Origin of the sequence: Gordonia soli NBRC 108243 (genome assembly GCF_000334455.1) — a bacterium.
GTDB classification, from domain to species: Bacteria; Actinomycetota; Actinomycetes; order Mycobacteriales; family Mycobacteriaceae; genus Gordonia; species Gordonia soli.
On the sequence record NZ_BANX01000023.1, the window covers coordinates 110,582 to 132,816 of the forward strand.

Below are 22,235 nucleotides of genomic sequence, written 5' to 3' on the forward strand. Positions count from 1 at the left end.
TCGTAGTCAGGCCCGGACCCCGAGTCGGGCGAGCACGTCGGCGTCGATGGCCGCGAGCTCGTTCTCGATGGCTTGATGAGCGGTGCGACGCTGTCCCGGCGGCATCGATTCGGCGGTGTCGACGGCGACGGCCAGGTTGTCGAGGCGTTCGGTCATCGCCTTCACGAAGGCCTGGTTCTCGTCGCCACGGTCGCGGCCGGCGACCTGCTCCACCGAGGAGCGCGAGGTGGCGATGCGTGCGGCGAGCGTCGCCCCATGGCCGGAGAACTGGCGTAGGACGTCGGCCGGCACCCCGGCACGCGACGCGCGGACCTCGGTGAGACGACCACGCACGCCCACTGCCGCGCGGTAGGCGATGGGCACGACGATGGGGCTGACCAGGCGGGCGACCGTCAGGTAGCGCTTGACGTTCGTCGGACTGAGTGGGCGCGCGTCGGCGGCCGCTTTGGCCTTTGCAGCGGTCGTCTTGATCTCGGCTTTCGCGATCTTGTCGCGTGCCTTGGCCGCATGGTCGATGTTCTTGCGCTCGGCCTTCAGTTCCTTGGCCCGGAACTTGTGTTCCACTTTGCGACTCTGCTTGGCGGTGCGCCGACGCTCCTTGGCGTCGAGCTTCGCCTCCAGCTTGGCCTTCGCCTTCAGCGCCTTGGCCTCTGCCTTGCGCTGCGCGCGGCTCACGCCGTCGGACGAGAACACACCCATGTCAGACCTTTCGCCGATGATCGTGGTGGCGCCGACTCGACGAAACGCCGAGCGCGCGTGCTGATGGTGCTACAAGCATTACATAGGGTCGACACAAGGCGACCGGGCGCGATCCGGCCGCCGGTGGCCGGCAGGCGGAAGAGCGCGTGCCGTCGGAGGGGGGACTCCGGCGTCGACGCGACCGTGCCGGTTCGGATGATGGCGAGAGATGAGGTGTGAGGTGGGCGGAGTCGTCCTGCACCCCCGTGACCTCGCCGGATGTGAACACCGCCTCGCGCTCGACTTCGCTCACCCTGATCAGCGGGCCGACCGCACCGACACCCCGGACACCGCTCGCCGCAAGGAAGCCGCCGCAGATCATCGGACGGCGGTCCGCGAGATGCTCCGCGGTGTCCACAGTGACCAGCCGCCCGGCACATGGCAGGTGATCGTCGGTGCCTCCCATCAGGCCAGGGTCGATGCGACGCTGGCCGCGTGCCGAGACGGCGTCGAGTGGATCTGGAACGCGACGCTCCCGACCGAGCGTGGACGTCGTGGTCATGCCGAACTCCTGGTCCGGGTAGACGGGGGATACGTCCCGGTGATCGTGGTCAACCACCGGGTGAGTTATCCGACCTCCGCGGCCGCCAGGGCGAGCGGCGGCCCGACGGTCCTCACGAGTCCGGTGTGGACCTGGGCGCCACAGGTGGACTCGTCCCGGAGTGCCCGCAACCAGCGTCGGGACCTTCTCCGGTTGGCGCAGCTCACCACGATGATGAGCGATCTCGGGCTGACACCGTCCGACGACCCGACAGAGCTGAAGGCGGGGATCATCGGCATCGACGCCGACTGCATCGTCGTCCACGCGATGGGACCCGTGCTCGCCGACTACGAGCAGGTGTTCGACCGCCGTATCGCGATCGCCGAACAGTTGATCGCGACCATCCCTCGTCGGATCGGAGAGTGCCGCAGCTGTCCGTGGTGGGAGCGATGCGGTCCCGACCTCGAACGCAGGCGCGACGTGAGCCTGGTCGTCGGGGGCAACCAGAGCTCGGCACTGTTCGAGATCGGCGTGAACACCATCGATCAACTGGCCGCATACCGCGGTGCCCCACCACCCAATTGGCCCGGCAATGCTCGTTTCTCGGATGCCGTCGTGCTGGCGATGGCCTGGCTGACCGACACCAAGCTGGTGCGGCGGGTGGAGGAGCCGACCGTCGCGCGGGCCGATGTAGAGGTGGACGTCGACATGGAGAGTTACGGCGAGAGTGGCGCGTACCTCTGGGGCACTCTGCTCACCGACACCACCGATCCGATGCGCGAAGTGCGCTATCGCCCGTTCGTGACCTGGGACCCGTTGCCCACTCGAGACGAGGGTCGCTCGTTCGGGGAGTTCTGGACCTGGCTCATCGACGAGCGTGACAAGGCGACCCGCGCGGGCAAGACCTTTGCGGCGTACTGCTATTCGCAACAGGCCGAGAACCGTTGGCTGCTGTCGTCGACGGATCGTTTCGCCGGCGATCCCGGTGTGCCCACCCGTACGGAGGTACAGCAGTTCATCGACTCCGACGAGTGGGTCGACATCTTCGAGGCGGTCGGCCGCAACTTCATCTGCCCGCTGGGCAAAGGACTCAAACGCGTTGCCCCCGTGGCGGGTTTCCGATGGCGAGATGACGAGGCGAGCGGCGAGGCGTCCATGGATTGGTACCGGTTGGCGGTGGCGCTGGACGGCGGAAGCCCGGATCTCGGTCAGCGAGAACGATTGTTGGAGTACAACGAGGACGACGTCCGGGCGACCAAGGTGTTGCGCGAGTGGATGGACGGCCCGGCGCGCGACGAGGTGCCGTATCAGGACAGTCTCCTGGCCCTGCGAGACTGAGGCCGCCGAGTGAATCAGGCCCACGTCGTCGGCGGGCCGGAGTGCCACCATTCGGCCAGGCGCGCGCGACGCGGATTCATCGACTGTTCACCCGCTGGATGGCGAGAATTCGGCTGGGAAAGCCCGATGCGGCGTCAAGTGTGAAGAATGCCACACCGTGTTTCGTTACAACATCGCCACAGGTGATACGCGGGGTAGGTCGTCTCGGGTACGTTCTGACGGTACTGAGCGTTGCATGGGGGATGCGCGGGGGCGTTTAATGTTTGCAAGTTCAAGTTTTGGTTACCGGGGAGAAGCATGACTTCACGAGGTACGGATAAGCCTGTGGCCGATACCGCACATCGCATCGGGTCCCAGGCGGCGAACGCATCGACTCATGAGACGGTCGATCCGGGGTTGTTCGCCCGACGGCTCGAAGAGTTGTTCCGCACAGTGCCGGGTCCCAACGGACGCGCCTACAGCGCCAAGGCGATCGCCGCCCGATCCACCGAGCGTGGATTCCGGCTCGGCGAGTCCTACTTGAGCCAATTGCGTTCGGGTAAGGCGAAGTCGCCGTCGTTCCGCACGGTCGAGGGGATCGCGGCTGCCTTCGGGGTCGACGTCCACTACTTCCTCGAGGACCGCGCCGCCCAGCGGACGCGTGACGAGATCGATCTGATGCGTCTCCAGGCAGACACCAATGTCCAGCTGGCGGCGTTCCGCCTGGCGGGCCTGTCGAGCGATTCGGTGACGGTGGTCAACGAGCTCATCAAGGTCCTGCGCGAGCAGCAGGGACTTCCCAAGGATCCGCCGGACATCATCGCTGCGGGCATCAGCGATGAGGTGGCCGCCGACGCGCGCCTGCGGGTGGTCGGTGGACTCCCGCGTCTCGACTGAGATCGTCGCAGCGTCAACTCATCTCGACGAGAAGGCCGCCGACGCGCAATGCGTCGGCGGCCTTCTTCGCTCTCGGGGAGCCGGTGGTCAGCGCGGCGCCATGCGTAGCGCGCCGTCCATGCGGATCGTTTCTCCGTTGAGGTAGTCGTGGGTGACGATGAACTCGGCCAGCTGGGCGTACTCGTCGGGCTTGCCGAGGCGCTGCGGGAACGGGATGGCCGCCGACAACGTCTTCTGGAACTCCTCGGTGATACCGGCCAGCATCGGGGTCTCGATGGTGCCGGGAGCGATGGTGTTCACCCGGATGCCTGCGCGGGCCAGGTCGCGAGCTGCGGAGATGGTCATGGAGTGCACGCCACCCTTGGATGCTGCATACGCGATCTGGCCGATCTGCCCCTCGAACGCGGCAACCGACGCGGTGTTGATGATGACGCCGCGGCCCTCGTCGTCGTTGACCGTCGACTCCTTCTGGATCTGGTTGGCGGCCAGACGCATGACATTGAAGGTGCCGATCAGGTTGATGTCGATGATCTTGCGGAAGAGGTCGAGATCGTGCGGCCCCTCCTTGCCCAGGATGCGCGACGCCCAACCGACACCCGCGCAGTTCACCGCGACACGCAGCGGGGCGCCGCCGTCGGTGATCGTGTCGATCGCAGCCTGGACGTCGACCTCGCTGGTGACGTCGGCGGCCAGGAGGGTGACCCCGCCGACCTTCTCGGCCTTGTCGATGGAGGGCTGCAGGTCGATGCCGAAGACCTGTGCGCCGGCGGCGGCGAATCGCTTGGCCGTGGCGGCGCCGAGCCCGGAGGCTGCGCCGGTGACCAGTACGGATGAACCGGAGACGTCCATGATGTCCTTTCGGTGACACGACCGGCCACCGTGAGGGCGTGCCGGAGAGGATTCACCGCTCACCCTAGACACGGGTGCGACTCCAGGCGGCGACGACCCCCCGAATTACCGAGCGATCGGTCGGGAGCTGTCGTCTGTCGTCTCGTCTGCTTCGACAGCCTGAGCGCCGCTCTCTGACCGTCGGTTACGGCGGATCAGCCACACCCCGAGACCTACGATCACCACGACGGCCGAGATGGTGGCGACGATCGGCACCGCGGTGGCGTCGGCGAGCCCCTCGTACATCAGCCATGCGGCGAAGCCGAAGAACAGGATCGAGGCACCGATCGCGATGGAGCGTTCGGGCAGGTGCTTGCCGAGCAGGGCGCCGACGGCGATGGCCAGGGCGTCCGCCGCGACCATGCCGACCGTCGATCCGATCCAGACGCCGAGCCAGTTGTGGTTGGTCGACAGCGTAATGGTGGCGAGCATCGTCTTGTCGCCGAGTTCGGCGAGGAAGAACGCCGACATGACGGCGAAGAACACCGAGGCGCCGACGCGGGTCGCCTTCGACGACTCCGACTCCGTCAGCGAGTCACCGCGCAGGGTCCAGAGGCCGAACACCAACATCGCGATGCCGGCCAGCACCGACATCAACGCTGTCGGCAGGGAGAGTCCGAGGAAGTGACCGAAGAACACGGACACGGCGTGGACGGCCGTCGTCGCCACCGTGATGGCGAGAAGGACGATCCACCAGCGGTACCGCAGGGCGTAGGTCATCGCCATGAGTTGCGACTTGTCGCCGAGTTCGGCGACGAAGATGACGCCGAAGGAGACGAGCAGGGCAGCGAGCATGTGGCCAGATTAGAAAGCGCTCATACGTCCCCGCAACTGATCGCAAGCCCTGTTTCCGCAGGTAGGGAGCACAAAATCGAAAGTTAGGGAACCCTGATCCGGCAGCCGCAGGTCAGGCCGCCAGAATCATCGCGAGAACGGCCGTATCTGGGTCGGAACTGGGATCTATACCAACTTGGTTACGCAGTGTGACGACGGTCCCATCGGCCTCCGCCTCGGCCCATCCCGCGCGATGCTCGAGTCCCAGCTCTGGAAGACCGGGCAGCAGAACGCAGCCGGACGCGACGTCGGCGCACTCCGGTAGCGACGGTCGGGTGCGTGAGGGTGGATGCAGCATCACCAACGCAGGGGGTGTGCCGAGGAAGCGACCGGCCTCGACGAACGTGTCATCGACGACGTTGCCGATCGCGACCATCATCCCCACCGCATCGGCCTCGGCGTCGCCCGGGCGCTCCTCGACGACCCCGAAGATCGTGGTGGTGGGCAGGAAACCGGGCCGGCAGGCGATGCGTACCGAGGCCACGAGGGTCTGGGTCCACTCGAGCGTCGACTCGGGCCAGCGGCCGGAGATGAGGATGCCGTTGAGGCGGCCGTCTTCCTGGAACGGGGTGAGCCCGATCGGGATCGCTGTCATCAGAACTCCTTCGCCGCGGAGCACCGGCGACGACACCGGTGGATCGAGAATGCTCCCACCGAGACGGTCCGACAACTCGGAACACGCGGTTGTGACGCTTCTTTTACACACGGCCCGGCCCAGCAGGGCAGTTGCCGGCTGCACCCGACCAGGCACACTGGTCGGGTGAAGAACTCTGCGGCCCTGCGTCCGATGGAGATCGCGACCGTGGCGATCTTCGGAGGGCTGACGGTGGCGGCCATCGTCGTGGCCTCCGTCGTGCCGCTGGCCGGTGCCGTCGCCCTGATCGCACCGGTACCGCTGGCAGTGATCGCCGCACGTACCCGACCCCGCGCCATCGCTGCGGCAACCGTCACCACCACGCTGGTCAGCTTCGCGATGGCGGGTACGGGGGCCGCGACGGCGGTGCTGAGTGCGGCGTTGGTGGGCGGCATCGTCGGTGACACCAAACGTCGGGGACGCGGGATCGGCACGATCTCGGTTGCCGCGGTGATCGTCGGCCCGATGGTCGGGCTCCTGACCGTTCTGCTGCTCTGGGTGTTGGTGCCGTTGCGGACACTGGTGCTGCGCGCACTGGAGAACACCGTCGGCGGAACGGTCCGTTGGCTCGAGGCCTGGGCCCCACTGCAACCGGCCGCCGATGTCGTGCGGTCGATCGGCACCAGCATGGTCGACCAGTGGTGGTTGTGGATGTGGGTCGGTGGTGCGGTCGGCACGATCGTCTCGCTCTACGTCGCGTGGTGGCTGCTCGGCGGTGTGGTCAACCGGCTGGCCGACATCCCGAGCGAGGACACCCTCGACGCACAGACCGCCGACGGCGACCTCGCACCTGCGGCGCTGCCGTTGCGACTGATCGACGTGGGGTTCTCCTATCGCGCTGCCGGTCCTGCCGTCTTGACCGGGATCGACCTGACCATCTCCGCCGGCGAGTTCGTCGCCGTGGTCGGGGCCAACGGTTCCGGCAAGTCGACGCTCGCGAAGGTCCTGGCCGGGCGCGCACCGACGGTCGGCGTCGTCGACCGGCCCGGACCCGCCGGACTCGGCCGCCGTGGTGGGACCGCGATGGTGCTGCAGCGCCCGGAGACCCAGATGTTGGGCGCGCGGGTCGCCGACGACGTGGTGTGGGGCCTCCCCGCGGACATCACCGTCGACGTCGACGCACTGTTGTCCGAGGTCGGTCTCGCCGGCCTCGGGGGTCGGGAGACCGCGGACCTCTCCGGAGGACAGCAGCAGCGCCTGGCCATCGCGGCGGCGCTCGCCCGTGATCCGGCGGTGTTGATCGCCGACGAGGTCACCTCGATGGTCGATCCGGACGGTCGGGCCGAACTGCTCCAACTGCTCTCCACTCTGCCCCGACGTCGGGGGATCACCGTCGTCCTCGTCACCCATCGGGGCGCGGAGGCGGCCGCCGCGGACCGGATCATCCACCTGTCGGCAGGACGGTTGGTGCCCCACGCTCCCGACTGGGTGCCGCGGGCGGGTGCATCGTCCGAGGTCGGTTCGTCGACGATCCCGGCACCTCGCCCACGGTTCTCCGGAGTCGACAGTCCGGTCGTCCTCGACGTCGACGGGCTCGGTTACACCTATCTCGGCGGTTCGCCATGGGCCGTGCGGGCCCTCCACGACGTGTCGTTCACCGTGCGTCGGGGCGACGGTCTGCTGGTCGTCGGCGGCAACGGCTCCGGCAAGACGACCCTCGCCTGGGCGCTGGCGGGTCTGCTCACCCCGACCGAGGGGCGGTGCCTGCTCGACGGTGCGCCGATCTCCGAGCAGGTCGGCCGCGTCGGCCTCTCCTTCCAGCATGCCCGGCTGCAGCTGCAGAAGGCGACGGTCGGCGACGAGATCATGGCCGCCGGCGGCGTGCGTGTCGGCACGGCGGAGGTCGCGCGCGTGCTCGAACAGGTGGGCCTACCGCGGATGATGGCGTCCCGACCGGTCGACTCCCTCAGTGGTGGTCAGATGCGACGGGTCGTGCTCGCCGGACTCATCGCACACCGACCCGAGGTGCTGATCCTCGACGAGCCCCTGGCCGGACTCGATCCGGATGCGCGTGACGAGATCGTCGCATTGCTGGCTCGTCTCCGCGAGTCGGGGCTGACCATCGTGGTCATCTCGCACGACTTCGGAGCGCTGAACTCCGTGTGCCCCAGAAGGATCACGCTGGTCGACGGCACCCTCGCCGTGGCGGCGGATGCGGGCCGGGTGGAGCCCGGACGTTCGATCGCGCAGGCGCCGGTGACCGACCCCCGACTGTGGACGGAAGGTGGTCCGGCATGACGATGCATCACGTCCCGTTGCGGCAGGTGCCGGGAGACTCTGTCGTACACCGACTCTGGGCCGGGACCAAACTGCTGATCGTACTCGCGCTCGGCCTGATGACCTGGGTGCTGCCATCCTGGCCTGCGCTCGGCCTGGTTGCGGCGGTCGTCGTCATCACAGCCCTGATCGCCGGAATACCCTTGGGCGCGTTGCCCAGACCGCCGTGGTGGTTCTGGGGTCTCATCGCGCTCGGCGCCGCTATCAACCTCACTTTCGGTCTGGCCGCCCTGCTGGTCTTCTTGCGGGCGCTGACGCTGGGATTGGTGCTGGTCGCCAGTTCGATCCTGGTCATCTGGACGACGCCGATGGCAGAGGTCGCGCCCGCGCTGGCCAAGCTGATGCGCCCGCTCCGATGGTTGCGGGCGCCGGTGGACGAATGGGCGGTGACCATCGCCCTGTGTCTGCGGGGTCTACCACTGCTGATCGACGAACTGAGGATCCTGCGTGCAGCCCATCGGCTACGCCCGGGTGCGCCGGCCCGTTCGGGGCACCCGTCGGCCGAGATGGGACTCGTCGACCTGATCACTGCCGCGATGTCGAGCGCACTGCGTCGGAGTGCGGAGATGGCGGAGGCGATCACTGCGCGAGGCGGCACCGGTCGGCTGGCTGCGTATCCATCCGGTCCCGGGCGCCGGGATTGGGTCGCGCTCACGATCATCGCGGTCACCTGTGCAATCGCGATCGCCCTGACCGTCATCCTCTGATCTCGCCGATCGTGCACTCGGAACCGTCGACCGTGCGCTCGAATCCGTCGATCGTGCACTCGAACTCGTTGATCGAGTACTAGTGGCAGCCGTCCGGGGGCGGGATCGGCTGTCGGACTTGACCTTGACGCTGGCGTGAACCTCTAGCGTCGGGCACATGCACATCGGTATCTTCACCGGGGTCACCGACGAGAGCATCGGCCCCGCAGAACTCGGGCGCGCGGTCGAGCAGCGTGGGTTCGAGTCGCTCTTCGTCGCCGAACACTCCCATATCCCGGTCACCATCACGACCGAGATCCCCGGTGGGGGCGAGATCCCCCATGACTATCACCGCAACTTCGACCCGTTCATCTCGTTGTCCTTCGCGGCCGCGGCGACGCAGCATCTGCGGATCGGGACCGCGGTGGCTCTCGTGGTGCAGCGCGATCCGATCCTGCTCGCCAAGGAGATCGCCAGTCTGGATCGCGCATCGGGGGGTCGCTTCGAACTCGGCGCCGGTGTGGGGTGGCTACGCGAGGAGATGCGCAACCATGGCACCGACCCGCGGACGCGGGTGGCGTTGCAAACCGAGCGGCTCCGCGCCATGGACGCTATCTGGAGTGATGAACAGGCCGAATTCCACGGGGACCACGTCGATTTCGACCCGCTCTATTCGTGGCCCAAGCCGATCGGACGACCGCGTCCGCCGATCTGGCTGGGCGGTTGGGGGCCGACCACCCACGAGCGAATCCTCGACCACGCCGACGGCTGGCTCGCGCCGGTCGGCATCCCGGTCGATGAGCTGAGACGCGGTGTCGATGAACTGCAGGCACTGGCTCGGGAAGAGGGCAAGGGACCGGTTCCGGTCATCGCGACGGTCTTCGACCCGACCCGCGCCGAGCTAGGCCGGCTCGCAGAGGCGGGCATCCACCGGACCCTGTTGGGCATCGTCCCGGTCCGCCCACACGATGCGACCTTGGTCGAACTCGATCGGCTCGCCGAGCTGAGCGGCGGACTCGCCGACTGATCGACCGACCCCTGATACGCGACGACGGCGACCACCCTGTGGAGGGCGGCCGCCGTCGGCGGTGGATCCGCTCGGATCAGGCGGGGACGATCAGTCCACTGCCCTGGCTCTGCGCCTTGGCGAAACGCTCGGCGGCGTCGGCCCAGTTGACGACGTTCCACCATGCCTTGACGTAGTCCGGCTTCACGTTCTGGTAGTCGAGGTAGAAGGCGTGCTCCCACACGTCGAGGACGACGACGGGGATCAGGCCCAGCGAGGTGTTGCTGTGCTGGTCGTACAGCTGCTCGATCACGAGGCGCTGACCGATGGTGTCATAACCCAGGATGGCCCAACCCGATCCCTGCAGCGTCGTGGCCGCAGCGGTGAAGTGCGCCTGGAACTTGTCGAAGCTGCCGAAGAACTCGTCGATTGCTGCGGCGAGCTCACCCTCGGGCTTGTCGCCACCGTCCGGCGACAGGTTCTTCCACCAGATGGAATGGTTGGTGTGTCCGCCGAGGTGGAAAGCGAGATTCGCCGAGAGACCGAAGATCTTGTCGGCGATCGTGCCGTCTTCGCGGGCAGCAGCCAGCTTCTCCAGCGTCGTGTTGGCACCCTTGACGTAGGTCGCGTGATGCTTGGAGTGATGGAGTTCGTTGATCCTGCCGGAGATGTGCGGCTCCAGGGCCGCGTAGTCGTAGTCGAGATCCGGCAAGGTGTATTCAGCCACGGTATTCCTCTCTGAGGTACTGCTCGATTACTCGTGTCTCGAGCGGTCGGAGCACTACGGGGCCAACCGCGCGGGATGCTTCCACCCTTACGCAGAGATTGGGCGAATGCAACAAATCTGAACCAGTCCAGTTCAAGCGCGGTTGAAGTCTGTCGTATGGGAATAGTTAGGTTCGGGTGATGAGATGGGTTGCATCCCAATCATTTAGGGCATAGGTGCGCGCAGTCGGGGTCCCGATGAGGGGGTGTGGCGGCGTCGGGGAGGCGGATTCAGATCATGATGAGGACGATGAGCACCGCGAGCAGACCGACGATGCTGGCGGCGGTCCCGATGCATGCCGATCGCACATCGTATGAGGCGCGGGGTTGGGCCGACGGTCGGGTCAGTGCATGTCTGAAGTCTGAGCCCGCGTGCGTCGCCATTGTCGCCCTTCGTGGTCCGGTGTCGTCATGCCGGGCACCGGTCTCACGGCGCATCGTCGCGGGCTGAGCTGTACTGACCCGAACTCACGATGCAGGCTGCCGTGGAGTGAGCGGCATCACATCTGGATACGTTCGTCATCATAAGCAGAGCGCACGGTCGGTCTCAAGCGAGAGCCGCGTTCGATACCGAACCGCAAGGAACCGCACGCCCTGTGAAGCCGACATTCACCGCGGCCGCACCGTGGTCCCCACCACGAGAAACAAGCTGAGGCCGCCTGACGACGCCGATGCAACACGGTGCGCAGGCGTACGGTAGGAACCAGCTGGTTCTAACAATCTGACGGGTCTCTGTCAGCGTCTCCGGCATCGAATGGCCACCATCGATGTGGTCAGTCAGGCGAGCGAATCAATGATCACTGCTTCTCGAATTCTCAAAGGTGAGCCCCGGAGCCGGTTGTACGGACACGTACGCGAGTATCACCGTTCGCGCCCGGGCCACTCTGTGCAACCGCGGACCATCGTCATCGGTATCCGTGAAGAGCACGCCGCCGACGTCCCCGGCGATCTCCTGGCAGAGTGGGACATCGTGTTCCACCCCGCGACCGCGGCAGGTGCGACTCACGGGGACGTGGTCGCCCGCCGTGCGTTCCGCCGATCCCGCTTCTCGATGGCGAGCGTTCTCGGCGGAGATTCGCACCCCGTGATCCTGATCGCGCGCGACGTGCCGTTCGTGAACGCGTGTGATGTGTGGCGTCGAGTCATGCTGTCAGTCGAGCGTGGTGGAACGTTGTCGGATGTGTTGATGGAATCCGACGCAGCGGATCGATGATGCCCGCGCGTGGAGATGTCGTGGTCGCTCCGCCGATTCAACTTCGACGGCCTCGCGGCGAGAGTTGCGTTCTCCGCCTCCTCCGCTGGGGCATCTCAAGGTTTCAGGAAATCGCAGCATGAACACTCGAAGGTCCGATCAGCCGCGAGGCGGTCGTATCCAACTCAAGCCTGCCCAATCGAGGCGGGGCTTGGTCGACGGCGCGTGGTGGCCCCGAACTCGCGACCTCGCCGATGAATTGACGGCGATCGCCGAGATCCTCACCGCGCATCTGGTAGTCGTGGAGCGCGCCGGATATCACATCGGCGATTGGGATTCCTTACATGAGCGCCAGGTCGTGGTTAACGGTCAGCGAATCAGGTTGGAAGGCTTCAACATCTGGGTACCGTCGACGGTCCGCTTCGTCGGACCGAACCGATCGCTCACCGTTGCACTCCTCAGGCCTGCGACCGATTACGAGGCCGCACACGACATCATGCGCCGTGCAGCCGACCGCGCGAATGTGCAATCAGCACAGGCATTGATCGGTCGGACCTCGGGTGAATCTGGCCGGAAGGCCGATAATCGTGATCGAGTCCCGGTGGGGTGACCCGATCACGTCGCGTCGACTCACCGGCGTGCGAAGGTATGGCCGCCGATGGCGTTGGCCGCACTTGTGCTACCAGCCACTACTCGAAGGTCGAGTAGCATTTGGGCATGTCATGGCTTGATCGTCTGATCCAGGGACAGCTCTCCAAGCAGCAGCTCGTCGACGCCGACGATGCGTTGCCCGGCCGCGACACCGAGGTGCCGGTGGCTGCCGAACACCTCCTGTTGCGCCACCCGATGCGTGGAAGCGTGGGGACCGACGATTCCACCGGGATAGGGGCCTTCCCGGATGGACTGAACGCGGTGGTGCTGGCCGGCGGGTGTTTCTGGGGCGTCGAGGAGATCTACTGGCAGATCCCCGGGGTGTACACGACGGCCGTCGGGTATGCCGGTGGCTACACCGCCAACCCCTCCTATGAAGAGGTGTGCACGGCGCGTACCGGTCACACCGAGTCCGTGCTGGTCGTCTTCGACCCCACGGTCATCGACCTCGAGGCGGTGCTCGCGGTCTTCTGGGAGACCCACGACCCGACTCAGGAGATGCGCCAGGGCAACGACGTCGGCACCCAGTACCGGTCTGCCGTCTACACGCTGTCGGAGGCCGACGCGGTTCTCGCCCGACGGTCGGCCGAGAAGTTCGGCACGGTCCTCGCCGAGGCCGGACGAGGACCGGTTGCCACCGAGATCGCGCCGCTGACGCAGGCCGGCGACGGTCACTTCTACTACGCCGAGGACTATCACCAGCAGTACCTGGCGAAGAATCCCAACGGGTATCGGTGCCATGCGGCGACCGGGCTGAAGTACCCGGCCTGACGTACTGATCAGCCGACGACACGGTGCCCGATCAGATCGGTCTCGACCAATGGAATCGCACGTTCCTGCAGCGGCAACATCTGCTCGAACGTGTCGATGACGATGCCGTGGAAGTGCTCGACCGCATCGTCGGGATCCAGTCCCAGGATCCTCGTGCTGCCTTCTTCGGTCTGTGGTCGCGCGTAGCCGATTTCGATCCGGCCGAGTTGGACGGACTGCTCACCGAACGTGAGGTCATCCGGATCGCGTTGCTGCGCAGCACGGTCTTCCTCGTCGACGGAGAGGATGCGCGGTGGCTGCGGCCGCTGGCGCAGCCGATCATCGACACCGAAGCGCGGCGCAACCACGCGAGCACGTTCATCCGTGCCGACGCCGACGACGTCGCGCGTGCCGCCCGCGACCTGCTCGATGGCCAGACCCGTAGCGGTGCAGACCTCGGAGCTCTGCTGGCGGAGCAGTTCGTCGACGAGAATCCGAGCACTCTGACGGCGGTCGCCCGATGCCTCCTGCCGCTGGTCCAGGTCCCGCCCCGAGGGCTGTGGAATGGCCGCGGAGCGCCGACGTATGCGCTGCTCGATGACTGGATCGGTCCCGGAGAGCCGGCCGTCCGTGCAGATGAAGCGCGAAAAGACCTGGTGCGCCTCTACCTCCGAGGTTTCGGACCCTCGACCGTCAAGGGCATCCAGTCGTGGTCGGGCCTGACCCGGCTGCGGCCGATCGTCACGGCGATGGAGAAGGACTGGGAACTCGTCATCCGAACCGGACCACACGGTGAAGAACTGTTCGATCTCGACGGGCTCGCATTGGCCGACCCCGACGAGCCCGCTCCGGTTCGCCTGCTTGCGCCGTACGACAACGCCATCGTCTCTCAGGCTGACCGGATCCGGATCGCCGACACCGACATCTATCGATCGACGCTCACCGCCAACGGTCGCTTCCCGGGATTCGTACTGGTCGACGGTCGGCTCGCGGGCATCTGGTCGCTCGACGGCGACGGTCGGGTCATCGTCGACTACCGTGCCGAGGTGAGTCCGCGTGCCCGCCGTGAGGTCGATGCGGAAGTCGAACGCCTGCAGGAGTTCTGCGACCGATGACCGACCGATCCCACGAGCCCGATCTCACCACGCCGCCGGAGTTGGCCGGCGTTCTCGCCGAGCTCGTCGAGTTGGAGCCGGTGTTCCATCGGTTCGACGGTCCGGTCGACCTCGAGACGTTCGACGATCTGGTGGCGGGCGGGTTCTGGGAGACCGGCGCCTCTGGACGCCGCTACAGCCGCGAGTTCGTCTGGGAGACAGTCGAACGACGACAGGCCGAGGGTGGGGACGAGATCTGGTCGGCCGACGAGTTCCAGGTGCGCGAGGTCGCCGACGAGACCTATTTGCTGACCTACACGTTGATGATGTCCGAGCGAGTGACACGGCGCCTGACCGTGTGGCAGCGGACGTGCGGGCAGTGGACCATCCTGTACCACCAGGGGACACTCGTCACTGAATGAGTCGGCGACGTCCCGTGCGGGTCAGCTGCTGCCGAACGATGCTGAACCGAGCCCTGGTGACCCCTGTTCGGGCGCAGATGGCGGGTACACCTCCGGGGTTCCGATCGTGTCCATCTCGTCGAACTGTTGCCGAGTGAGTCCGACCACTCGGCTGAAGTCCGCACCGTAGACGATGGTCCCGGAGAACTTGACCCCGGTCAGATCGGACCCCGTCAGGTCGGCGTCGATGAGCCTCGCGTAAAGGAGATTCGTACCGGTGAAGTTCGAGTTCCGGAGGTTCGCACCCTTGAACGACGTCTCCCCGGCGTGTGCGTTGGAAAAGTTCGACCTCGACAGATTGATGTTCTCCAGAAATGAACCACGGATGGTCGCGTTGGAGAAATTCGATCCCGGCATCGGCGAGTAGAAGAACGAGTAGGAAAGGTCGGCGCTGGTGAAGTCGCGGTCGGGCGCGACTTTCCGGGCCACCGAAAGTCGGGTGAGATCCTTGCCTGCACACGAGTATTCGGTGAAGTACAGGCAACTGTCATCACCGTTGTCGGCAGCGCGGGCGGACGGTGCTGCGAGTGATCCGGCGGTTGCGAGCACGGCCGCACCGACGGCCATGGTCGATACGAGAAGTCTGGCCAACGTTCGCGCGAGGCCGACGCGCTGTGCGGTCCGGGACATCCGGTTTCCCATCGTTCGATCTGCGACTGCCCCGACACCGGCCGATCCCTGCCGGCCACCATCGTTAGTCAATCAGATCGAGAGTGTTCTCGTGTGCGCTCGGTGAAGTGGATCCGGGGTGGTCGCGCCGACGTGCCCGCGCAAAATCTGTACGCCACGGCCGGGCCATCGACATATCGTCAACGGCTCCGCGCTCTCGTACAGATTTCGTGCCGGGGGCCGGGCCTTCCCCTGAGAACCCCCCGGACCCGACCGAGATCCGCCCGTCAGTGCGAAGTCGGAGCCGCATCGGCATCCGCGAGTCCCTCTCGGTCGGATCTCGGGGCCGGGGCGGCAGATTTCAGTAGATCTGTTTTCAGTAGATCCGTAACCACAGTCTGCCGCTCAGCCGGGTGGGGCGTGCAATATCCACGCGACTTCCCGCTGGACGGCAGTTTGTGGTCATCAGCCCGAGGGCGCTCCCGCGCCGGCGCGTCCCCGCGTCGCTCGCACGAAATCTGTACACCAGCGCCGGGCCGTTGACATATCGTTAATGGCTCGACGCTCACGTACAGATTTCGTACCGGCCCGGCCCCCGGCCTACCGCCCGGCCCCCGGCCCCACCCAAACCCCGCACCCCTCACACCACACCCGACAGCACCCTCGCGGCGTGAACCCGGTCGGTGTCCCACACCGATTCGATGACGCACCGCGCGAATGCCCACGCCCGCAGGCGGTCGCGGTCGACCCCTGTGAGCGCAGCCATCCGATCGACCAACGCGATCGGATCGTGGTCGAAGCGCCGACAGTTGAGCAGGTGCTGGAGTACGTCGTAACAGCGATCGCCCACATAGGGTTTCGGGTCGATCAGGCGCCAGCGATCGCTACCATCCAGGATGTTCTCGGCGTGGAGGTCGGTGACCAGGAGGACCTTGTCGTCGGCGGTGTCGGCCAGGGTTCGGAACATCTCGACACCGCGGGACGCGAGGGCAGGGTCGAGATGTTCGGCGACCGCCGCGGCCTCTCGCTCGAAGTCGACGGTCCACAGCGCGGTGAGCTCCGACAGATGGCGGAGGTCGGCGTCGCCGACAGGCGTTGTCCAGATTCCGGCGAGCAACTCGGCGACCACAACGTCTTGTTCGATCTCGGGAAGCCGTTGTGCCAACGGTGTTCCCGGATGGACTCGTTCGATCAGAAGTGCGATGGTGCCAGCGTCGGGGCCGTCGTGCTCGGTGACCGGAGCGCCGGTTGCCCTGCTGTGCAGAACCGCCGCGGCGCCGATCGTGGCCAGCAGTTCCAAGCCGATTGCCTCATCTCGGTTCTCCGGCAATCGCGGGGCGATCTTGAGGACTGCGTCGCGTCCGTCCGCGGTACGAGCTGCCCCGACCCACGCGGCCTCTCCGCCTGGCTCGAACGGGTCGCCGACCTCCAGTTCCCACAGGTCGGCGTGCTCACCGACGATCTCGGTCAGTCGACCGAGCCAAGCCGGGAACATGCGCCCCACAACGTGTTCGAGCCGATCGGTGACCGTGACAGTCGGCCTCACAGCCCGGTCCGTGGATTGCGTGCGGTGATGCAGTACTGCCGGCCCACCGGATCGGCCATCACCGTCCAGTCGTCGAATCGGGCGATCTGGCGCGCGCCCCAGCCCTCGTGTCGTGCCACTTCGTCGACCACCGCGGTGGCGGCGATGTCGAGGTGGGCGCGAGCCGTGGTGCCGTCGTCGGCGGCGTCGAGACGCTGCACGAGGATTCCGACCGCGAGCGCGGGATCGCGTCGTAGGCGCACCATCTCGGGGTGTGCGGTCTGCTGCACATCCCACCCCGTCAGCCGATGCCAGAACTCCACCTCGGCGTCGAAGTCGTTTGCCGGGACGTCGATGCACACCTGGTCGATGATGCTGATCGTGTCGCCCGGCCATCGGATCGGGCGTGATCGCTCGGATTCGCCCGCCCAGGGGACGACGCAGAAGGCGAAGCCGGCAGGCGAACGCAGGACGAGATAGCCGGGATCGCCGGAGACCTCGCGGTCGACCTCGGCGCCGAGGGCGGTCGCGGCGCCGGCGGCCGCCCGGGGATCGTCGACATGGAAGTCGAGGTGGATGCCGCCCGAACCCTCCTCGACCCGCTGCACTCGTAGGTGCGGGTCACCGTTGAAGGGCTCGAGTGACGCGAACTCGCGATTGGCGCCGCGTGGTGGCGACACGGTGCTGCCGGCGATCGCGCGCCAGAACGTGACCTCGTCGCCGAACTGTTCTGTCGGGAAGTCGAGGAACGCCGTCAGCCAGCGGATGCGCACGCCGCACAGTGTAGGGGGTGTCCTCGGCCCGCGGCGGGACTCGTAGTCGAGATCCCGCCGGTCGAGATCCCGCTGAGCGACATGCCGGGAGGAACGGTGTGCGCCCACTACACTCGGCGTGATGAGCGCTGGAGCCACCGCTGGGGGGCGGAAGAATCGGACGAGGTCGCGCATTCGGCGTGCGCTGGGGCGATCACGACCGGCGCAGGTGGCAGTGGTCCGTCTCGACGGTCACATCGGGTCGACGCAGACCGGCCGCCCTGGACTGACGACCGACACCCTGGAACCGGTGTTGCGCCGCGCGTTCGACACCGAGGATCTCGAAGCCGTGGTCGTGGTGATCAACTCCCCGGGCGGTTCTCCGGCCCAATCGGAGTACATCGCCGAGCGCATCCGCCAGCTCTCCTCCGAGAAGGGCGTTGCCGTTCTCGCGTTCTGCGAGGACGTCGTCGCGTCGGGCGGCTACTGGATTGCCTGTGCCGCCGACGAGATCTACGCCGCCCACACCTCACTGGTCGGGTCGATCGGGGTCGTCTCCTCGGGCTTCGGGCTGGCGGACGTGCTCGACCGTTTCGGGGTGGAGCGCCGGCTCTACACGGCCGGGGAGAACAAGGCGCGTCTGGACACCTTCTCGCCCCTACGAACAGAAGACGTCGCGTGGATCGAGTCCCTCCAGGAAGAACTGCATCAACAGTTCATTCGTTGGGTTCGTCAGCGGCGGGGCAAGAAGTTGACCGCCTCCGACGCGGAGTTGTTCAACGGGGACGTATGGGTAGGCGCCACCGCGGCCGACATCGGCCTCGTGGACGGGGTCGGTGTCATGCGGTCGGTCGTCGCCGAGCGATACCCCGATGCCGAGGTACGCGTCGTCGAGGCTCCGAAACCCCTACTCGCCCGACTGACCGGCGGTCAGTTGAGCCTGGGCGCGATGACCGAGGATGTCGTCGCCGGCACCATCGGCGCGGTACGGCAGACTGGCGCTCTGCGTTTCCATTAGTCACCTCGGAGCCAGTCGACACAGTTTCTCCCCAACTGTCCCCAAGTTATCCACAGGAAGTGCTGAGAAGCGAAATTTCTTCGATCGAACGGCGGATCTTCGAGATAGCGAAGTCTCTGAACTTTCGTGCGGCTGAACCCGTGACCCCCATCACAAGAATCGCTGGTCACGACGCCGATTCTCCACAGTATCCACAGTCTCATCCACAACTTGACGGTCGTAAAGCACACAGTCGTACGGTCGTGCAAATCCGCATGTGGATAGATATATGTCGACCTACATAGTCGACAACCCATGCGGATGAGGTCGGTGTCAACTCGATCGAAGCGGAGTCATCCGATCGATTGAACCCGTCTTCCGATGTCGGTGAGCGGCAGGCGGAGCGGTGGCTGTGCCACCATGGATTCGTGAGCATGGGCGACATCCCGCAGGTGCCGGTGACCGATCTTCCCGACGATTTCAGCGAGGAGACGGGCCGGGTCATGCTCGACGTCCGAGAAGACGACGAGTGGGCTGCCGGGCACATCCGCGGCGCGTTGCACATCCCGCTCGGCGACGTGCCCGCCCGCATCGACGAGATCGATCCCGATGCCGAACTGCTCGTCGTCTGTCATTCCAGCGGTCGGGCGATGCGGGTGCTGCAGTACCTGGACCAGATCGGCTACGAGGGCGTGTGCGTGCGTGGCGGAATGGTCGACTGGGTGCAGAGCGGCAAGCCGGTCGAGACCGGTGCCGGGACCCGATGATCGATCTGTGTCCGCGGTGCCGCATCCAGGCGCCGCATCGACCCGGCCGTGAGCGGTGCCCCCGGTGTGGCGGACCGTTGCGTGTGGTCGATTCCGCAGCAACCGCGACCCCTGCCCGGCAAGCGTCGGTTGCGCCGTCCGGGAACCGGATCGACGCGGGACGGGTCTACCGCAGTCGTCACGTCAGATGGGTCGCCCGCCGGCCACCGGAGGCGATACCCGCGCCCGCACCACGGGCGCACCCGCGTACCCGCGTCATCCCGCGCTACACCTACCTCCCCCTCTGGGGTCTTCGCGATACGCCGCACTCGGATGCCGTGGCGGACGACCGTCGGATCGAGGTCGCCGATGTCCGAGCGGCCTTGCGCCTGGTGGGCGGCACGCTCGCCATTTCGGCAATCGTGCACCTGATCCGCTACATCGTGCTGGTGGTGAACCGGACGTCCCCCATCCCCGGCTGGCTCGACACGGCGACCGCGTGGCTCGTCGTTTTCGTCGGACTGTTCGCCCTGGCGACCTTCGTCTTCGCCACCGTGGTCGCCGTTCGCTGGGTACGTGCGCTCCGCGTCGACGCCTACCGCCGACACGACCGGCTCGATCCGCGCCCGCTCTGGCAGCTGATCCTGTTCGCGGGTGTCCCCATCGTGAATCTCGTCGGCCTCGGTGTCCTCCTGCATGAGGTCGCAGCTCTCCGCGACGACCTCGACACCGTCCGCACGCACCGCCGCCTCACCAAGATCTGGGTCGGATGGGCGATCGTGAACGCGTTCGCCGTGGTCGGGATCGTCACCCGACTGGTCGCTCTCCAGTCCGGATCGATCCAGACCGCGGCCAGCGCACTCGCACTCGTGATCGTGAGTGCGGTCGTGTCGTCGGCGTTCGCGTACTGGTTGGCCGCACGCATCGACGCGGTCTTCACCGCGGACCAGACCCCGACCGTCCCGGCCCGTCGGTGGGTCGCGGTCGCGTGAGATGGCGGCGGACGCCATGATGGAATCGCGTAGCGCGGCGAGTGCCGCCCGCTCCCGGTCCGCCCACCGGGTCGTCGCCGCCCCCTTGATCCGTCCCACGACAAAGGCACCAATGTCACGATGAGCGCACACGATCAGATCTCCCGCTCGGGAAAGCCCGCGGTCGTCGCACACCGCGGCGCGTCTGGTGAGACCGCCGAGCACACCCTCGCCGCCTACGAACTCGCGCTCGAGCAGGGCGCCGATGGCCTCGAGTGCGACGTCCGCCTCACCAGTGATCACCAGCTCGTCTGCATCCACGACCGGACAATCGACCGCACGTCCGACGGCACCGGAGTGGTGAGCGAGATGTCGCTCGCCGAGCTGAAGGAACACGACTTCGGGTCGTGGCACACGGACGGCCGGTCGGCGAGCGTGCTCACCTTGCGTGAGTTGCTCACGCTGACCCTGGACTGGCATCGCCCGGTGCGGCTGTTCATCGAGACCAAACATCCGGTGCGGTTCGGCAGTCTGGTCGAGCAGCGACTCCTCGAGGAATTGCAGGAGTTCGGCGTGGCGACCCCACCGTCGGCGGATCACAGTCGAGCCGTGGTGATCTCGTTCTCCTCGGCTGGAGTCTGGCGCATTCGCCGACATGCGCCGATGCTCCCGACCATTCTGTTGGGCGACACCGCGCGACTGCTCGGAGGCAGCGCCGCAACGGCGGTCGGTGCTACCGGGATCGGACCGTCGGTGGAGAGCTTGCGGCTCTACCCCGATCTGGTCGACCGCGCTGCGGCGGCGGGGCGCGTCACCTACTGCTGGACGGTCGACGAGCAGGTCGACGTCCAACTCTGCGCCGACCTCGGGGTCCGGTGGGTGGCCACCAACCACCCGGCCAGGGTCCGCGACTGGCTCGTCACCGTCGACTGAACCTCCGACCATCCTTTCGCCCCGACATGAGAGGGTGGACGCATGGCGAAGAAGAGCAAGCGAGGCAGTGGCCCACGTCCGGGGAGTGATCGCGCCGAACGGGTCGCCGCACGCAAGGCGCGCCAGGCGGCCGCGATGGCACCGCCGCCACGACCTTTCGACGGCCTCGCCGCAGAGTGCGACCTGGTCGCGCTCCGATCGTTCGTCGCATCGGCGACGGCCCTTCTCGACCTCGTCGAGCCCGGTCCCGCCGATCCCGTCCTGACATCGGTGGTGCCGCAGGAGGAGGAGCAGCCCGCGGCGCCGGTCGAGCCAGGCACCCGGAACTCTGTCACAGTGGCGACCATCCTGCCCGGCGCCATTCCCGCGCTGGTGCGTGAGAGCTCGGGCGCGCCACAGGGTTTGGTCGGGTTGCAGACAGATCCCGAGCCGGCGGATCTGGCGGCGTCGGTCGCCGACGCCATCCGGTGGTCGGCACATGCACAGCCGGGGGAGGAGTACGCACCGGGGGACGGGTCAGCTTCACTACTGGATTTGCTCACCCCGGAGTCGCAGTTGGACATCGTTGTGCACGAGGACTTCTCGTGGTGGTTCACCTCGTCGGAAGAGGTGCCGCACGAGATCGCGCACATGCTCGAGCGGGCGAACGACACGGTCATGCCGACCGCACGGCTCTCGCCGGCCAGCGGGAACGGCGCGCCGTGGTGGGTTGATGCCGGGGACCGGGCGCATCTTCGGTGGGTCCGATCAGAACCCGAGGACGACCTGATGACAGCTCTGGCACGCCTGCACGCCGACGGACGCCTCACGTTGGGTGAGGGTTCGCGGTTCGTCGGTTCCTTCCGGACCCACGGCTTGCTCGTACCGGTCTTCGACCTCGACAACGAGCGTCATCACGAGGAGTGGTACCCGGGGCTCGACGAGTTCGACCGGTATCTCACCGACGCGCTGGGGGATACATCCGATCTCACATCGGAGCAGCGTCGCTCTCGCGACGGCATCCGCGGGCGGCAGATCACCATCCGGTAGCG

The 22,235-nt window shown here is 66.7% G+C and carries 23 protein-coding genes; 15 read left to right on the forward strand and 8 right to left on the reverse strand.

Going from position 1 to position 22,235, the window contains the following annotated elements; genetic code table 11:
• Nucleotides 1–6: 6 nt before the first annotated feature.
• Nucleotides 7–699: a DUF6474 family protein gene (locus GS4_RS15630; RefSeq protein WP_007622219.1), complete on the reverse strand. Its 693-nt coding sequence runs from the start codon at nucleotides 697–699 to the stop codon at nucleotides 7–9.
• 220 nt (nucleotides 700–919) lie between these two features.
• Between GS4_RS15630 and GS4_RS15635 the strand changes: the two genes are divergently transcribed.
• On the forward strand, nucleotides 920–2,557 hold the full coding sequence (locus GS4_RS15635) for a TM0106 family RecB-like putative nuclease (protein ID WP_007622220.1): 1,638 nt from the start codon (nucleotides 920–922) through the stop codon (nucleotides 2,555–2,557).
• A gap of 297 nt (nucleotides 2,558–2,854) precedes the next feature.
• Entirely contained in the window at nucleotides 2,855–3,433 is a 579-nt protein-coding gene (locus GS4_RS15640; protein WP_040510692.1) for a helix-turn-helix transcriptional regulator, read from the forward strand.
• 87 nt (nucleotides 3,434–3,520) lie between these two features.
• Here GS4_RS15640 and GS4_RS15645 read toward each other — a convergent pair whose 3' ends face one another.
• The 3 genes from GS4_RS15645 to GS4_RS15655 form a co-directional block, all read right to left on the reverse strand.
• A complete protein-coding gene (locus GS4_RS15645) occupies nucleotides 3,521–4,282 on the reverse strand; it encodes an SDR family oxidoreductase (RefSeq protein ID WP_007622226.1) in 762 nt (253 codons plus the stop codon).
• 105 nt (nucleotides 4,283–4,387) lie between these two features.
• Complete coding sequence (locus GS4_RS15650) at nucleotides 4,388–5,116, reverse strand: TMEM165/GDT1 family protein (RefSeq protein ID WP_007622227.1); 729 nt, start codon at nucleotides 5,114–5,116, stop codon at nucleotides 4,388–4,390.
• 112 nt (nucleotides 5,117–5,228) lie between these two features.
• Nucleotides 5,229–5,750: a hypothetical protein gene (locus GS4_RS15655; RefSeq protein ID WP_007622228.1), complete on the reverse strand. Its 522-nt coding sequence runs from the start codon at nucleotides 5,748–5,750 to the stop codon at nucleotides 5,229–5,231.
• 165 nt (nucleotides 5,751–5,915) lie between these two features.
• Between GS4_RS15655 and GS4_RS15660 the strand changes: the two genes are divergently transcribed.
• The 3 genes from GS4_RS15660 to GS4_RS15670 all read left to right on the forward strand — a co-directional run bounded on the left by GS4_RS15660 (nucleotide 5,916) and on the right by GS4_RS15670 (nucleotide 9,779).
• Nucleotides 5,916–8,027: an ABC transporter ATP-binding protein gene (locus tag GS4_RS15660; RefSeq protein ID WP_245555696.1), complete on the forward strand. Its 2,112-nt coding sequence runs from the start codon at nucleotides 5,916–5,918 to the stop codon at nucleotides 8,025–8,027.
• The gene (locus GS4_RS15665) at nucleotides 8,024–8,773 is read left to right on the forward strand and encodes an energy-coupling factor transporter transmembrane component T family protein (protein WP_007622230.1); all 750 of its coding nucleotides are present in this window, start codon (nucleotides 8,024–8,026) and stop codon (nucleotides 8,771–8,773) included. Before GS4_RS15660 ends, GS4_RS15665 begins: the two co-directional genes overlap by 4 nt.
• 157 nt (nucleotides 8,774–8,930) lie before the next feature.
• Entirely contained in the window at nucleotides 8,931–9,779 is an 849-nt protein-coding gene (locus GS4_RS15670) for an LLM class F420-dependent oxidoreductase (protein ID WP_007622231.1), read from the forward strand.
• A gap of 76 nt (nucleotides 9,780–9,855) precedes the next feature.
• Here the strand turns inward: GS4_RS15670 and GS4_RS15675 are convergent, their stop codons facing one another.
• Nucleotides 9,856–10,485 (reverse strand): superoxide dismutase, encoded by a 630-nt coding sequence (locus tag GS4_RS15675; RefSeq protein WP_007622232.1) that lies wholly within the window; start codon nucleotides 10,483–10,485, stop codon nucleotides 9,856–9,858.
• 924 nt (nucleotides 10,486–11,409) lie between these two features.
• Between GS4_RS15675 and GS4_RS15680 the strand changes: the two genes are divergently transcribed.
• From GS4_RS15680 to GS4_RS15700, 5 genes are all read left to right on the forward strand, one after another.
• Nucleotides 11,410–11,736 carry a hypothetical protein gene (locus GS4_RS15680; RefSeq protein WP_245555698.1) on the forward strand — a complete coding sequence of 109 codons (327 nt, stop codon included), beginning with the start codon at nucleotides 11,410–11,412 and terminating at the stop codon, nucleotides 11,734–11,736.
• Between the two features lie 118 nt (nucleotides 11,737–11,854).
• Nucleotides 11,855–12,325, forward strand: coding sequence for a DUF5994 family protein (locus GS4_RS15685; RefSeq protein WP_007622240.1), 471 nt, complete (start codon nucleotides 11,855–11,857; stop codon nucleotides 12,323–12,325).
• A 107-nt stretch (nucleotides 12,326–12,432) separates the two neighbouring features.
• Nucleotides 12,433–13,137: a peptide-methionine (S)-S-oxide reductase MsrA gene (gene msrA, locus GS4_RS15690; RefSeq protein WP_040510693.1), complete on the forward strand. Its 705-nt coding sequence runs from the start codon at nucleotides 12,433–12,435 to the stop codon at nucleotides 13,135–13,137.
• A gap of 23 nt (nucleotides 13,138–13,160) precedes the next feature.
• Complete coding sequence (locus tag GS4_RS15695; RefSeq protein ID WP_007622242.1) at nucleotides 13,161–14,231, forward strand: winged helix DNA-binding domain-containing protein; 1,071 nt, start codon at nucleotides 13,161–13,163, stop codon at nucleotides 14,229–14,231.
• Nucleotides 14,228–14,632 (forward strand): nuclear transport factor 2 family protein, encoded by a 405-nt coding sequence (locus GS4_RS15700; protein ID WP_007622243.1) that lies wholly within the window; start codon nucleotides 14,228–14,230, stop codon nucleotides 14,630–14,632. Before GS4_RS15695 ends, GS4_RS15700 begins: the two co-directional genes overlap by 4 nt.
• A gap of 21 nt (nucleotides 14,633–14,653) precedes the next feature.
• On the opposite strand, the gene GS4_RS15705 is transcribed toward GS4_RS15700, so the two are convergent.
• From GS4_RS15705 to GS4_RS15715, 3 genes are all read right to left on the reverse strand, one after another.
• Entirely contained in the window at nucleotides 14,654–15,301 is a 648-nt protein-coding gene (locus GS4_RS15705; RefSeq protein ID WP_007622244.1) for a pentapeptide repeat-containing protein, read from the reverse strand.
• Nucleotides 15,302–15,920: 619 nt separating this feature from the next.
• Nucleotides 15,921–16,775, reverse strand: coding sequence for an aminoglycoside phosphotransferase family protein (locus GS4_RS24840; RefSeq protein WP_051989740.1), 855 nt, complete (start codon nucleotides 16,773–16,775; stop codon nucleotides 15,921–15,923).
• A gap of 47 nt (nucleotides 16,776–16,822) precedes the next feature.
• Complete coding sequence (locus tag GS4_RS15715) at nucleotides 16,823–17,578, reverse strand: VOC family protein (RefSeq protein ID WP_007622246.1); 756 nt, start codon at nucleotides 17,576–17,578, stop codon at nucleotides 16,823–16,825.
• Nucleotides 17,579–17,699: 121 nt separating this feature from the next.
• Between GS4_RS15715 and GS4_RS15720 the strand changes: the two genes are divergently transcribed.
• The 5 genes from GS4_RS15720 (at nucleotide 17,700) to GS4_RS15740 (ending at nucleotide 22,233) form a co-directional block, all read left to right on the forward strand.
• A complete protein-coding gene (locus GS4_RS15720) occupies nucleotides 17,700–18,575 on the forward strand; it encodes a S49 family peptidase (protein ID WP_007622247.1) in 876 nt (291 codons plus the stop codon).
• A 413-nt stretch (nucleotides 18,576–18,988) separates the two neighbouring features.
• Nucleotides 18,989–19,321, forward strand: a complete 333-nt coding sequence (locus GS4_RS15725) for a rhodanese-like domain-containing protein (protein ID WP_007622248.1) — start codon at nucleotides 18,989–18,991, stop codon at nucleotides 19,319–19,321.
• Between the two features lie 83 nt (nucleotides 19,322–19,404).
• Nucleotides 19,405–20,292 (forward strand): DUF4328 domain-containing protein, encoded by an 888-nt coding sequence (locus tag GS4_RS15730; RefSeq protein ID WP_369403312.1) that lies wholly within the window; start codon nucleotides 19,405–19,407, stop codon nucleotides 20,290–20,292.
• 120 nt (nucleotides 20,293–20,412) lie between these two features.
• A complete protein-coding gene (locus GS4_RS15735; protein ID WP_007622267.1) occupies nucleotides 20,413–21,204 on the forward strand; it encodes a glycerophosphodiester phosphodiesterase family protein in 792 nt (263 codons plus the stop codon).
• Between the two features lie 42 nt (nucleotides 21,205–21,246).
• On the forward strand, nucleotides 21,247–22,233 hold the full coding sequence (locus GS4_RS15740; RefSeq protein WP_007622269.1) for a DUF5926 family protein: 987 nt from the start codon (nucleotides 21,247–21,249) through the stop codon (nucleotides 22,231–22,233).
• Nucleotides 22,234–22,235: the final 2 nt, after the last annotated feature.